Below are 13,516 nucleotides of genomic sequence, written 5' to 3' on the forward strand. Positions count from 1 at the left end.
CTCAGTCGTCCGCGCCGGTGACCAGGTTGAGCAGGCCGGCCTCGCCGAGCAGGTCGACCGGGCGCAGGGTCACGTTGGCGGCGACGTGGTGGAAGCCGGCGCTGACCCGCTCCACGGGGACACCGGTAAGCCTGGCCCAGCCGAGCCGGTAGGCGGCCAGCTGCACCGCCGCGGCAGCGAGCTCGGCGCCCGACGGCGGCGGTCCGGTCTTCCAGTCGATGACCTCGAAGCCGCCGTCCTCGCGCTGGAAGACCGCGTCGATCCGCCCGCGCAGGGTGAGCGGACCGAGCGGCGTCTCGAAGGGCACCTCCACCTCGGCGGGCTGGCGGTCGGCCCACTCGCTGGCGAGGAACGCCGCCTGCAGCTCCGCCAGCGCCCCGTCCGGAGCGGCGAACTCGTCCCCGGATCCGGGCAGCTCGTCGAGGTCCACCAGCTTGGCCGCGCCGAACCGTTCCTCGAGCCAGGCATGGAAGGCCGTCCCCCGCCGGGCCTGGGGAGCGGGCGCCGCCGGCATGGGTCGGCGCAGCCGGCGGGCCAGCTCGGCCGGATCGCGGCGCAGGGTGACCAGCGCGGACACCGACAGGTGCGAGGGCAGCGGGACGTCGACCGTGGGGCTGGCGTGCCGGGCGCGCTCGCGCAGGAGCAGGTCAGCGTCGCGGACCCACTGCTCGACCAGCGGGTCACCGCCGTCGAGGACCTGCTCCGCGTCGAGCGGGTGCGCCGCGGTGCCGGTGACCAGGTCGGCGGCGGCGGTCAGCGCGCGACGACGTCCGAACGACAGCGGGTCGGCGGGCCAGATCCCGACCGGCCACTCGGCCAGTGCGGGGTTGGTGGCGTCGTCGGCGGGCGGCTCCGCCCAGTGCACGACGGTGCCGGCGCCGTCCTCGCAGGCCTGCCGGGCGGTGAGCAGCAGGGACGACGGTCCGCAGGGCTTGACGCCGTCACGCCACCAGCTGCCGGAGCACAGCAGCAGGTGCCGCGCACGCGTGACCGCGACGTAGCCGAGCCGGATCTCCTCGGCGGTGCCGAAGTCCTTCCACTCCTGGACGTAGTCCTCGAGCGCCTGCCGGACGGCGGCCTGGTCGCCCGAGCCCGGCACCGGGAGGCGCAGCCGCGGCAGCTCCTCGCGGTCGGTGAGCCGCAGGTCGGCGGGGACGGCGCCTGGGTCGCGGATCCAGGAGTCGCTGGTGTCGGCCTTCGACGGGAACTGGTCGGTGGTGAGACCGGGAACGGCGACGACGTCCCACTCCAGCCCCTTCGCCGAGTGACCGGTGAGCAGCTGGACGGCCTCGGGGTTGACCGCGACCTCGCCGGGTTCCAGGCCGCGCTCGCGCTCCTCGGCGTCGCGGAGGTAGCCGAGGAAGGCCGGCAGCGAGGGCAGCTCGGCCAGCTCGGTGAACTCCGCGGCCACGCCGTGCAGGGCGTCGAGGTGCGCCCGCGCACCCGCCGGGCTCGCGCCGGGGGCACTGGCGAGCTCGGTCTCGAGGCCGAGGGCGCGGGCGACCTCGTCGACCAGGTCGGGCAGGGACTCGCTCAGCCGGTTGCGCAGGTGCGCCAGCTCGCCGCCGAGCCGCCGCAGCCGCCGGTAGCCGGCCTGCGAGTAGGCGTCGGGGCCGCCGAGGTCGTCGAGCGCCTCCACGATGCTGCCGCGCTCCGCCGGGGCCTCGACGACCGGCTGACCATCGGCCGGGGCGGCGGGCCGGCGGGAGTGGACGAGGGCGCGCGCCCGCGCCTCGAGGGCGGCGAGGTCGCGAGGGCCGATGCGCCAGCGGGCCCCGGTGAGCAGGCGGCCCAGCGCGTCTCCCGCCGTCGGGTCGACCAGCACGGTGAGCGTGGCGATGACGTCGGAGACCTCGGGCACCTCCAGCAGTCCGCCGAGGCCCACGACCTCGACCGGCAGCCCGCGCTCGCGCAGGGCGGCGGCGATGCCGGGCAGCTGTTTGCGTGCCCGCACCAGCACCGCGACCGTCGGCCGCTTCCCGTCCCTGCCGCCGAACTCGGGGTCGGTGCCCAGCCAGCAGGCGGCCAGCCGGTCGGCCAGCGCCTCGGTCTCGTCCGCGATGGTGTCGTAGAGGCCGACGGTGACCGCCCCCCGGCCGGCGGTGGGCGCGGGCGCGAGGTCGGGCAGGGGCTGCTCGGGCGGCGGCAGCATGCCGGACACCGCGTTGGCGACGGCGAGGACGGCGTCGTCGTTGCGCCAGCTGGTGGCCAGGGTCAGCCGCTCGGCGGCGCGGCCGGGCAGGCCGGGGAAGGTGCGGTCGAAGCGCTCGATGGTGCCCGCCGAGGCTCCGCGCCAGCCGTAGATGGACTGCCTGGGGTCGCCGACGGCCAGCACCGGGTGCCCGCTGTCGCCCCCGAAGAGCGCCTCGAGCATGCGCAGCTGGCCGACGCTGGTGTCCTGGTACTCGTCGAGCAGCACGGCCTTCCAGCGGGCGCGCTCGCGACGGCCCACCTCGGCGGAGGCGACGGCGATCCGCGCCGCGTAGGCGACCTGGTCGGCGTAGTCGATGGCACCGGCCGAGCGCTTGCGGGCCTCGAACGCCTCGACCAGCGGCAGGAGGGCGACCCGTGCCTTCTGCCGCGCGAGCATCTCCACCACCGGCGCGTACGGCCCCTTCTTGCGCGGGGCGTCGGCGTAGCCCGCGATGTGCGACTCCAGCCGGGCGGTCCAGGCACGCAGGGCCGCCGGGCTGATGTCGTGCTCGCCGAGGTCGGCGGCCAGGGCCAGCACGTCCTCGACGGTGGTGAGCAGCGTGAGCGGGACGTCGCTCATGTCGCCGGTGTACGCCGTGACCACCTGCGCGGCCTGACCCCAGCACATGGCCGGGCCGAGCACGCCGGCACCGGGCTCGACGCCGATGCGCAGACCGTGCTCGGCCACCAGGGCGGCCGCGTAGCCGTGGTAGGTCGAGACGGTCGGCTGGGCGATCTCCAGCCGCTCGCGCAGGTCTCGCTCGGTGTCCGGGTGCCGGGCCAGGGCACCCAGCCGCAGCCGGATCCGCTCGTTGAGCTCGCTGGCCGCCTTGCGGGTGAAGGTGAGACCGAGGATCTCCTCCGGAGCCACCACGCCGTTGGCGACCAGCCAGGAGACCCGCGCCGCCATCGTCTCGGTCTTGCCCGACCCGGCACCGGCGACGACGACCAGCGGCCGGTCGGCCGGCGCCTCGACGACCCGGGCCTGCTCCGGCGACGGCGCGTAGGAGAGCCCGCAGCGGGCGGCGACCTCCGCCGGCGTCAGCCACCGCCGGGCTGCCGGCTGCTCAGGTACGGCGACCGAGAAGAGGTCGTCGAAGGACAGCTGCTCGGCGGATGCGCCGGCTCTCGGCGTCACGCCGTCACCTGCCGGCCGGGCTCCTGCAGCGGGCAGCTGCGCCGGGCCGGGCAGCGCGCGCAGTGCGACCCGGTGCGCACCTCGAACGTCGCCGCGCCCATGCCCTCGCCGACCTGCGCGAGCAGCTCCCCGGCCCAGGTCTCCCCCACCGGCACGTCGGACGGCAGCGGCTCCTGGTGCTGCTCCTTGGCCTTGGCGCCGGTGCCCACCTGGAGCAGTGCCGCCCCGCCGGGCACGCTGCCGTGGTCGCCGAAGGCCCCCGCCGTGATCGCGACCTGGTAAGCCGCCAGCTGGCCGTGCTCCTCGGTGTTCTTGGCCGCGGTCTTCCCCGTCTTGAGGTCGACGACGACCAACCGGCCCTGGGCGTCGCGCTCCAGCCGGTCGACCTGTCCCCGGATGCGGGCACGGCCGACCGTCACGTCGAAGTCCTCCTCGGCGCCGATCAGCTCGCGTCCGTTCGCCGCGTGCCAGCGGAGGAACTTGTCGAGCATCTCCTGCGCGGTGATCCGCTGCCGCTGGTCGGACCACCCGGGGCCGAGGTCCAGCTGGTCGAGTTCCGCGGCGAGGACCGCGGGCGCCTCGGCCGGCGGCAGCCCGTCGGCCACCTGCTGGGCGACCGCGTGCACCGCAGATCCGACGGTGCGGGTCGTGTCGGGGGACGCCTCCGCCCCGACCGCGCCCAGCACCCACCGGAGCGGGCACCGCTGGAAGGTCTCGATGGCGGACGGCCGGACCCGGACGGCGTCCTCCTCGGGCACCAGTGGGGCGTCGTCGGACAGCGGGGCCAGCCCCCACCAGCTGGTCGGCGCCGCGCCCGCGACCCCCTCGTCGGCGAGCCGGCGCAGCACCGAGGCCGCGGCCGACCGGCGGTGCGCCGGTGTCTGCGGATCGGTCAGCGCCCGGCGCAGGTCGGCCACCAGCGCCGGCAAGGTGAGCGAGCGGGGCAGCTCGGTCAGCGGCCGGCCGGCCTCGGGCGGCGGCGCCACGAGGTCGAGGAAGCGGGAGGCGGTCGCGCCGGCGTCGGGGCCGTCGAGGGCACCCTCGACCGCGGTGACGACCAGGCGCCTCCGGGCGCGGGTGGCGGCGACGTAGAACAGCCGCCGCTCCTCGGCGAGCGCGAGGGTGCGGCGGTCGACGGCGGTGCCGTCGACCCCTGAGGCCCGCTCGACCAGTTCCTCCGTGCCGAGCAGGGTGGACCGCTCGCGCAGGTCGGGCCAGACGCCCTCCTGCACGCCGGCGACGCAGACCAGGTCCCATTCGAGGCCCTTGGACGCGTGCGCCGTCAGCAGCCGGACGGTCTCCCCCGCCACCGCCCGCGCGGCGCCGGTGTCCCCCGGCAGCTCCTGGGCGGAGAGGTGCGCGACGAACGCGCGGACGTCCGCGGAGGGCAGGCGGTCGACGAAGCCGGCGGCCGCGTCGAACAGCGCGACGACGGCGTCGAGGTCGCGGTCGGCCACCGCGCCCGAGGGCCCACCGGCCGCGCTGGCCTTCGCCCACCGGGGGGCCAGCCCGCTGGCCTGCCACATGGCCCAGAGCACGTCCTCCGCCGTGCCGTCGTGGGCGAGCGCGAGGCGGCCGGCCGAGAGGACGGCCGCCACCCGCAGCGCGGGCCGGGCGACGTGCTCGGGCAGCGCGTCGAGCAACGTGTCGTCGCCCAGCGCCAGGGCGAGCGGTGCACCCCGCTCGGCCGGGTCCACGCCCTGCTTGACCAGGGCGATCCGGACCGCGCGCCGGAGCCGCCGCAGGTCCAGCACCGTGGCACCGCCCAGGGGTGACGCGAGCAGGGCCTCCGCGGCCGGCTCGTCCAGGCCCACGGCGGTCCCCGCGGCCTCGGGACCCGCACCGGGCGCCGGGAGGAGGGCACCGAGGGCGGTCAGGAAGGGGGCGACGGCGGGCTGACCGGCGAGGGGCAGCTCGTCGGCGGAGACCGCGACCGGGACCCCCGCCGAGGCCAGCGCACGGCGCAGCGGTCCGAGCGCCACGGCGGTGCGCACCACGACGGCCATCTCCGACCACGGCACGCCCTGGAGCAGGTGCGCCCGGCGCAGGACGTCGGCGAGATAGGCCGCCTCCACCGCGGCGGACCCGAAGACGTGCACCTCCGCCGTGCCGGGGTCGGTGGCCCCGCCGGCGACGAGACGACGGTGCTCCCACGGCCCGGGCAGCCCGTCGGCCACCCGGCGGGTGATGCGCAGCAGCTCGTCGCCCGACCGGCGGCAGACCCCGAGCGACACCCGCCCGGCGGCCCGCCCGTCGGTGTGCCGGAACCGCTCGGTGAACTCGACGATGCCGCGAGGCTCGGCCCCACGGAAGGCGTAGATGGCCTGATCGGGGTCTCCGACGGCGACGAGGTTCCCCCCTCCCCCGGCGAGCAGCGCGAGCAGCTCCACCTGGGCGGGGTCGGTGTCCTGGTACTCGTCGACGAAGAGCCAGCGGGCCCGCTCCCGTTCCTGGCGCAGCAGCTCGGGGTCGTCCTCGAGCTCCGCGATCGCGGCGCGCACCAGCTCGGCGGGGTCGTAGCCCGACGCGTCGCCGCGGCTGACCGTGGCGAACGTCGTCACGTTCTCGTACTGCTCCTGGAACGCCGCGGCGAGCACCCAGTGGTCGCGACCGGTCTCCCGGCCCCAGGCCGCCAGCTGCTTCGAGCCGACCCCGCGCTCGGTGGCGCGCATGAGCAGGTCGCGCAGCTCGGTGCGGAAGCCTGCTGTGCCGAGTGCCGGCGCGAGGGCCGCCGGCCAGCGGACGGCACCTTCCTCCTCCGCGTCGCCGCGGAGCAGCTCGGCCACGACGGCGTCCTGCTCCGCGGAGGTGAGCAGGCGGGGCGGGGCGTCGCCACGGAGCAGCGCGGCGCGGCGGAGGACGCCGTAGGCGTAGGAGTGGAACGTGCGGGCCAGCGGCTCGCGGATGGTGCGGGCGACGCGTCCGGTGATGCGGGTGCGGAGCTCGGCGGCCGCCTTGCGGCTGAAGGTCAGGACGAGGATCTGCTCGGGGTCGATGCCCGCCTCGATGCGTGCGGCGACGGCCTCGACGATCGTCGTCGTCTTGCCCGTACCGGGGCCGGCGAGGACCAGCAGCGGGCCGGACCCGTGGTCGACGACGGCCTGCTGGGTGGGGTCGAGCTGCGGGGCCGAGAGCCGTGCAGCCTCACCGACGACGAGCCGGTAGACCGGCGCCGTTCCCCCCTGTGCCACCCCCCGATGGAATCACGGCGGACCGACACTTCGGGTGCGGCTGGTACGAGTGGGAGCAGCGCCTCAGATCAGGGCGAGGGCCGCCTCGACCTGGACGGCCTCGAGCATCAGGTCGGCTGCGGTCGTCAGCCAGCCGGCGACCTGCAGCAACGGCCACTCGCCCTCGTTGTCCAGGGACGCCGTCGCTGCGACGAGCGCGGCCTGGGCCACGGCACTGCACGCGATGTTGTTCATGCCCTGGTAGTCGGCATCCGCGGCGCCGGGCTGTAGGTCACGCCCGGAATTGGTCCGCACGGGGCAGCCGGATACGCGCCCGCAACGCAGCCGATCACCCCGGGACATCGCGGAGCCACAGCACGAGCGTGCCGGGCCGGCCGGAGGGGTCGGCCGGCGCGAATCCGAGCCGCTCGTACAGGTGCCGCGCCGGGTTGCCCTCCTCCACGCTCAGGCTGAGCGCACCCAGTGATCGGCGTCGCGCCTCCGTGAGCGCCGCCTCCATCAGCCGCGCACCCAGGCCGGCGCCCCGGTAGCCGGGGAGCACGCACACGCTCAGCTCGGGGACGTCGGCACGGACGAAGCCGTAGCCCGGGGCGTCCGCCGGGAACGTCGTCGCCCAGACCACACCGGTGGGCTCTGACCCGATGGTCGACACGAACCCGAAGTCGGGGACCGATCGGTAGTAGGCAGCCAGGTGCGGATCGTCGTCCACCTGGGCAAGGGTGAAGCGCTGCCGGCACCAGTTCACGTTCAGCCACGTCGCGACGCGGCGCAGGAAGGTGTCGGACACCTGCAGAGGCCTCATGGCCAGCGGACCTCGGACAGCACCACGCGCCCGTCCCGCATGGGCACGCCCTCGGCGGCCAGCAGCTCCAGCTGCCGCACGCGGACCGGCTCCGCGACCGTCCCGTCGGCACGGACGACGCGGTACCAGGCCACCGCACCCCCGCCGGAGGACAGCGCCCGCGCGACCCGGCGGGGACCGATGCCGATCAGCTCCCCGATCGCGCCGTAGGTGGTCACCCGGCCGGGCGGGATCCGGTCGACGACGTCGAACACCGCCTCGTCGACGTCGGCGGGGTCGGGTGTCACCCGACGATCATGGCAAGCGATGTCCCTGAGGCGGCCAGAACCGGGGCCGGAATCTCCGGCGGAGGGGCAGCGTCCGCGGGAGCGACGGCTCAGCCCCGACGACCGAACCGGGCCAGCAGCCGGGTCTGCGGCGGCGCGGAGGCCGGCACGTCCAGCGCCGGGTCGATGATCCCGGGGATCCCGTCCACCGGCAGCCGCTCGGCGTAGACGAGACCGGCGGTCACCAGCTCGCCGTCCAGGACGACGTCGCCGTCGGTGGCCCGGGCGAGGTCCCAGGCGTGCACGGTGAGGTCCGCCGTCATCTCGAAGATGTAGTCGGTGGCCGGGGTCGGGCCGCGGGAGAGGTGCACGGTGCGCACCAGGGCGTCGTCCTCGGCGAAGGCGGAGAGCGAGCCGTCGGCGGCGGTCTCCCAGCCGGCGACCGGGTCGTCGCCGAGCAGGTCGTCGGTGCCGTCGGGGAAGCGGCCCTCGATGAGGTCGACCGGTTCCCCGGCCAGCAGCGGCGGCACCCACAGCTGCTCGGTCACCAGGTGCGCGACGAGGTCGGCGACGGTCCACCCGGGGAGCGACTCGTCGTCCCACTGACCAGGCTCCACGGCGTCGACCCGGTCGGTGAACTGGTTCTGGGCGCGCTGGAAGAGCTCGAGCAGCTCCACGGGCGAGAAGTCAGCCATGCGGGACAGTCAACATGCCGAGGGCCTGGCCCGCTCCCGGGGCGGGGAAGCGGAACCAGGCCCTCGGATCCTGCGGTCGACAGGCCGGCCACGCAGCATGTCGACAGTTCGTGGCGTCAGTAGGTGGGGAGCGCCTTGTCGATGCGGGTCGCCCACGCGGTGACGCCGCCCTGGACGTGCACGGCGTCCTTGAAGCCGGCGTTCTTGACCGCGGCCAGTGCCTCGGCCGAGCGCACACCCGTCTTGCAGTGGATGACGATCGGCTTGTCGTTGGGCAGCTGGGACAGGGCCCGGCCGGAGAGGATCTCGTCCTTGGGGATCAGCTTCGCGCCGGGGATGGAGACGATCTCGTACTCGTTCGGCTCCCGGACGTCGATCAGCTCGAAGTCCTTGCCGGCGTCCATCATGTCCTTGAGCTCGTCGACGGTGATCGTCGAGCCGGCCGCCGCCTCCTGGGCCTCGACCGAGACGACGCCGCAGAAGGCCTCGTAGTCGATGAGCCCGGTGATCGGCTCGCCCTCGGGGTCCTTGCGCACCTTGATCTCGCGGAACGTCATCTCGAGGGCGTCGTAGACCATGAGCCGGCCGAGCAGCGTGTCACCGATGCCGGTGATCAGCTTGACCGCCTCGGTGGCCTGGATGGCGCCGACCGTCGCGCAGAGCACGCCGAGCACGCCACCCTCGGCGCAGCTGGGGACCATCCCGGGCGGCGGGGGCACCGGGTACAGGTCGCGGTAGTTCGGGCCGTGCTCGTTCCAGAAGACCGAGACCTGCCCGTCGAAGCGGTAGATCGAGCCCCAGACGTAGGGCTTGTTCAGCAGCACGCACGCGTCGTTGACCAGGTAGCGCGTGGCGAAGTTGTCGGTGCCGTCGACGATGAGGTCGTAGTCGGCGAAGATCTCCAGCACGTTCTCGCTGTCCAGGCGCGTCTCGTGCAGCCGGACGTCGATCAGCGGGTTGATCTCCTTGATCGAGTCGCGCGCGCTCTCGGCCTTCGACCGGCCGACGTCGGACTGCCCGTGGATGATCTGGCGCTGCAGGTTGGACTCGTCGACGGTGTCGAACTCGACGATGCCGAGCGTGCCGACGCCGGCCGCGGCCAAGTACATGAGCACGGGCGAGCCGAGGCCGCCGGCGCCGACGGCGAGCACCTTGGCGTTCTTCAGTCGCTTCTGCCCGTCCATCCCGACGTCGGGGATGATCAGGTGGCGGCTGTAGCGGCGGACCTCCTCGATCGAGAGGTCGGCGGCGGGCTCCACCAGGGGTGGCAGGGACACGAGTTGCTCCTCAGTTCCTCGACAACGGCCCCAGGGACCGGCGTTCATGCGGACAACAGCGTGGCACGCAGCGGGATTCCCCCGGTCCGGCACCCGGTTCTGTCGTACCCCTCCTCCAGGCTCCGGGCTGCTCGCCGTCGGGGCGGGCCCCTGGGACCGCGAGGAGGCGACGTGCCGGATCGGCGCCCGCACATCGGTGTGGCCACCTGCCGTCTGGCACCCGATCTCGACGAGGACGGGCCCCTGCTGCTCGACGCGCTGGCGGCAGCCGGCGCCGACAGCAGCGTCGGTCTCTGGGACGACGACGCCGTCGACTGGGGGTCCTTCGACACCGTGCTCGTCCGCAGCACCTGGGACTACCCCGTCGCGTCGCGACGAGTTCCTCGCCTGGTCGCAGCGGTGCCGCCGGCTCACGAACCCGGCTGACGTCCTCGCCTGGAACACGAACAAGCGCTACCTCGACGACCTGTCCCGAGCGGGGGTCGCCACCGTTCCCACCGCCTTCATCGGGCCGGGGGACGCCGTCCCACGCGGATGGGGCGCCGGCGGCGACGTCGTCGTCAAGCCGGCGGTGAGCGGCAGCGCCGCGGACACCGGACGGTTCCGCCGTCCGGACGAGCCGGCCGCGGCGGAGCTCGTAGCAGCCCTGCACGCTCAGGGCCGGACGGCGATGGTCCAGCCGTACCTCGCGGGCATCGACACCGAGGGCGAGACGAGTCTGGTCTTCCTGGGCGGCCGCTTCTCGCACGCCGTCCGCCGTGAACCCCTGCTCGCCGGGAGCGGAGTGCGCCGGCCCGTCGTGGTGGCGGACGTGCTCGCCACGGTCCGCGCTGTCGAACCGACCGGCGAGCAGCTGTCCCTGGCGGAGCGGACGCTGGACGCCGTCCCCGGCGGCCCGGGGCGGCTCGGTTACGCCCGCGTCGACGTCATCCCGGGCCCGGACGGGCCGGTGCTGCTGGAACTCGAGGCGACCGACTGCTTCCTGTTCCTGGCCTTCGCCTCGCCGGCTGCCCGGATGCGTCTGGCCGAGCACGTGCTGCGGCCGGTCACGGGCACCCGCCCGAGCTGACCCGCGGTCGGATGCCGCTCAGGGATAGGGCCAGGCGTTCTTCTGGCAGCCGTCCAGGCCGAGGGTCTGCTGCTGCATCACCGGCGCCGGCTGGCCGGCGCCCGGGCAGTCCAGGTGGCCGTTGCCGAACACGTGGCCGACCTCGTGGTTGACGACGTAGAGGCGGTAGGTCGCGACGTCGCCCTCGTAGTCGGGAACGGCGGTGGCCCAGCGCGCGAGGTTGATGACGGCGCGCTCCCCGTAGCGGCAGGAGGTGTAGCCGCCGGTCCCGACGCCGGGGCAGTACCTCTCCATGCTGCCCGGGCTGACCAGGCTCACCTTGAAGTCGAACGCGCCGGCCTGCGCCTCGGCGACGCCCACGCGCTGGAAGGAGCGCTGCCCGCCGTTGCCCCACGAGCGGGGGTCGCCCAGCGTGGCCTCGACCGCCTGCGCAAAGCCCGCGCCGTCCACCCCGATGCCGTCCTCGACCTCGACGATGAAGCGGTTGAGGGGTCCGGCGCCGTAGACCCCCGAGCTGCCGTCCACGACCGAGAGCGATCCCGCTCCCTCCTCCACGTAGCTCTCCACGCCGACGGTGGGCGCCGGCTCGGTGGGGTCGACGTCACCCTCGGCCGGCGCGGGAGGAGCAGCCTCCGCGACCGGCGGTGCCGTCGACCGTGCCGCCGTCGTGGCCGAGGCGGCTCCGGTGGTCCCCGTCGGCACCCGGGGTGTGGTGAGGGCGAGGTCCACGAGCACCGCGATGGTGGCGAGGGTCAGGATCGGGATCGCGTAGGCCCGCCATCCGTAGCGCTGCACGAAGGTCGCGAGGCGCCCTCGCGACTGCGCGGACGTGCGGCCGCGCAGCGGCTCGGGGACGTCGGTCCGGGCGACGAGCGGGGCCGGCCGGTCGGCGGTGCGCACCGCCGGGCCACGGGGAGGGACCGTGCGTGCCGACGACGGGAGCGGGGTCCGGGCGCGGGCACGGCGGTCCGCACCGGGGCGACCGCCCGGAGGACGGCCGTCACCGGAGCGTCCTCCTCCTGGCGGCACTCGTGCTCCTCGTCCGTCCTGCGGCCTCAGCGGCTCAGCGTCTCACGCTCCGTGGCGTGTCGACAGCAGCGTGCGGCTCACGGCACGCCGCCGTCTCCTCCACCATCCCCAGCACGGCCCGGGCCGTCTCCTCCGGCGCCTCCAGCATGGCCACGTGACCCACCCGGTCCAGGATCGCCAGCCGGGCGTCGGGGACGACGGACGCCAGCCGTGGGGCCATCGAGGGGTCGACCAGCTTGTCGCGAGCCCCCCACAGCACGAGCGTCGGCGCCTGCAGCGTGCGCGCGGCCCGCCAGGCGTTCGCCGCCCCCACGCGCAGGTAGGACGTGATCAGCCCCCGCATGCTGCGGGTCAGCGCGTGGTCGGCCCACGGCTGCTCGGAGCGCTCGCGCATCTCCTGGACCGCCTGCTCCACGCGCTCCGGCGGCACCCTGCCCGGTTCGCCGAAGCACATGCGGATCATCGCCCGGACGCTCTCCTCCGGCGTGATGCCACCCATCCTCCGGGCGGCCAGCGAGGGGATGCCGGGCACGAGGAGGAGCAGCAGCGCGCGGCTGAACGCGGGCGGCACCCGGTAGACCGGCATGGCCGGCGACACCAGCGTGAGGGTGGCCACCAGGTCGGGACGACGCGAGGCGACGAGCAGGCTGGCCAGCCCGCCCAGGGAGTTGCCGAGCAGGTGCACCGGCCGTCCCTGGGCCGGTCCGGGCTGGGCGATGACGTGCTCCAGGACGTCGATCACCGCCCGGACGTGGCCGCGGATCGAGTACCGGCCGCGCGGCGGCGGTTGCGATCGGCCGAACCCCGGGAGGTCGAGCGCCCAGCCGTCGAAGCGGACCGAGAGCAGCGCCGCGAGGTCGGTCCAGTTCGTCGACGCGCCGCCCAGCCCGTGGACGTAGAGGGCCCGCTCCCGCGGTGCCTCGTCGTCGGGCCCGTCGATGGGCCCGGTCCACGGGGTGGTGCGCACGAAGACCTCGCCACCGCGCACGGGCAGCGGCCCGCCCGGCCAGGGCGGGACCAGGGACGTGAGCTGGGGCAACGGGGTGGCCGACGGGCGTGCGGCCGGGACATCGGCCGCCGCGACGTCGGGCGGAGGGGCCTCGGACATCACATCGACGGTAATCCCCGGCCGGGCGACGTGCGGCCGGGGAACCCGCCGGTAACATCCCCCGTGCCATGCAGCCGCCCCGTCCCGCCATCGTGAACAGCCGGCGCACGTCCCGGCTACCCCGGGGGGCCCGCCGGCTGCAGCTGCTGCGCGCCGCCCAGGACGTCTTCGTCGCCCAGGGCTTCCACGCCGCGGCGATGGACGACATCGCCGACCGGGCCGGCGTCAGCAAGCCGGTGCTGTACCAGCACTTCCCCGGAAAGCGGGAGCTCTACCTGGCCCTGCTCGAGGAGCACGTCTCCGAGCTGGGCGAGCGGGTCGCCCAGGCGATGGGCGGCACCGATGACAACCGGGCGCGCGTGGACGGCGCCGTCGGGGCGTACTTCGACTTCATCGACGCCGAGGGCGAGGCGTTCCGCCTGGTCTTCGAGTCCGACCTGCGCAACGACGCCGACGTCCGGGCCATCGTCGACCGCGGGACCAGCGTCTGCGTCGAGGCGATCGCCGAGGTGATCGCGGCCGACACCGGCGGCGACCCCGAACGCGCACTGCTGCTGGCGTCCGGACTCACCGGGCTGGCCGAGACCAGCGCACGCTGGTGGCTGCCCCGCAAGGGCACCGTGTCGCGCGACGAGGCGGTGTCACTCATGTCCTCGCTCGCCTGGCGGGGCATCTCCGGCTTCCCGCGCGTCGACGGGGACCAGCGCTGAGAGAACGGCCGGTCGGGCGCCTCGCGTTCGCTGACGGC

12 protein-coding genes are annotated in these 13,516 nt (G+C 75.0%); 3 read left to right on the forward strand and 9 right to left on the reverse strand.

From position 1 onward, the window contains the following. Nucleotide 1: 1 nt before the first annotated feature. The 7 genes from CRP30_RS01530 to moeZ form a co-directional block, all read right to left on the reverse strand. Nucleotides 2-3,331 carry an ATP-dependent helicase gene (locus CRP30_RS01530; protein ID WP_097182205.1) on the reverse strand — a complete coding sequence of 1,110 codons (3,330 nt, stop codon included), beginning with the start codon at nucleotides 3,329-3,331 and terminating at the stop codon, nucleotides 2-4. Continuing rightward, nucleotides 3,328-6,522, reverse strand: a complete 3,195-nt coding sequence (locus CRP30_RS01535; RefSeq protein WP_097182206.1) for an ATP-dependent helicase — start codon at nucleotides 6,520-6,522, stop codon at nucleotides 3,328-3,330. The genes CRP30_RS01530 and CRP30_RS01535 overlap by 4 nt, the downstream gene beginning before the upstream one ends. A gap of 63 nt (nucleotides 6,523-6,585) precedes the next feature. Then, on the reverse strand, nucleotides 6,586-6,816 hold the full coding sequence (locus tag CRP30_RS22210; protein WP_143278381.1) for a hypothetical protein: 231 nt from the start codon (nucleotides 6,814-6,816) through the stop codon (nucleotides 6,586-6,588). Nucleotides 6,817-6,850: 34 nt separating this feature from the next. Next, nucleotides 6,851-7,324, reverse strand: a complete 474-nt coding sequence (locus CRP30_RS01540) for a GNAT family N-acetyltransferase (RefSeq protein WP_097182207.1) — start codon at nucleotides 7,322-7,324, stop codon at nucleotides 6,851-6,853. After that, nucleotides 7,321-7,611: an MGMT family protein gene (locus CRP30_RS01545; protein WP_097182208.1), complete on the reverse strand. Its 291-nt coding sequence runs from the start codon at nucleotides 7,609-7,611 to the stop codon at nucleotides 7,321-7,323. Before CRP30_RS01545 ends, CRP30_RS01540 begins: the two co-directional genes overlap by 4 nt. Nucleotides 7,612-7,700: 89 nt before the next feature. After that, complete coding sequence (locus CRP30_RS01550; RefSeq protein WP_097182209.1) at nucleotides 7,701-8,285, reverse strand: TIGR03086 family metal-binding protein; 585 nt, start codon at nucleotides 8,283-8,285, stop codon at nucleotides 7,701-7,703. Between the two features lie 116 nt (nucleotides 8,286-8,401). After that, complete coding sequence (moeZ, locus tag CRP30_RS01555; RefSeq protein ID WP_097182210.1) at nucleotides 8,402-9,562, reverse strand: adenylyltransferase/sulfurtransferase MoeZ; 1,161 nt, start codon at nucleotides 9,560-9,562, stop codon at nucleotides 8,402-8,404. 171 nt (nucleotides 9,563-9,733) lie between these two features. On the opposite strand from moeZ, the gene CRP30_RS01560 reads away from it, so the two are divergent. After that, nucleotides 9,734-9,988, forward strand: a complete 255-nt coding sequence (locus CRP30_RS01560) for a DcsG N-terminal domain-containing protein (protein ID WP_097182211.1) — start codon at nucleotides 9,734-9,736, stop codon at nucleotides 9,986-9,988. Nucleotides 9,989-10,133: 145 nt separating this feature from the next. After that, nucleotides 10,134-10,631 carry an ATP-grasp domain-containing protein gene (locus tag CRP30_RS01565; protein ID WP_097182212.1) on the forward strand — a complete coding sequence of 166 codons (498 nt, stop codon included), beginning with the start codon at nucleotides 10,134-10,136 and terminating at the stop codon, nucleotides 10,629-10,631. Nucleotides 10,632-10,649: 18 nt separating this feature from the next. On the opposite strand, the gene CRP30_RS01570 is transcribed toward CRP30_RS01565, so the two are convergent. Both CRP30_RS01570 and CRP30_RS01575 read right to left on the reverse strand, forming a co-directional pair. Continuing rightward, on the reverse strand, nucleotides 10,650-11,531 hold the full coding sequence (locus CRP30_RS01570) for a DUF3152 domain-containing protein (protein WP_097182213.1): 882 nt from the start codon (nucleotides 11,529-11,531) through the stop codon (nucleotides 10,650-10,652). A 163-nt stretch (nucleotides 11,532-11,694) separates the two neighbouring features. After that, on the reverse strand, nucleotides 11,695-12,768 hold the full coding sequence (locus CRP30_RS01575) for an alpha/beta fold hydrolase (protein ID WP_097183061.1): 1,074 nt from the start codon (nucleotides 12,766-12,768) through the stop codon (nucleotides 11,695-11,697). Nucleotides 12,769-12,836: 68 nt separating this feature from the next. Between CRP30_RS01575 and CRP30_RS01580 the strand changes: the two genes are divergently transcribed. Further along, nucleotides 12,837-13,478 carry a TetR/AcrR family transcriptional regulator gene (locus CRP30_RS01580; RefSeq protein WP_097182214.1) on the forward strand — a complete coding sequence of 214 codons (642 nt, stop codon included), beginning with the start codon at nucleotides 12,837-12,839 and terminating at the stop codon, nucleotides 13,476-13,478. Nucleotides 13,479-13,516: the final 38 nt, after the last annotated feature.

It is taken from the genome of Blastococcus haudaquaticus (assembly GCF_900230285.1).
In the GTDB taxonomy this organism is placed as follows: Bacteria; Actinomycetota; Actinomycetes; order Mycobacteriales; family Geodermatophilaceae; genus Blastococcus_B; species Blastococcus_B haudaquaticus.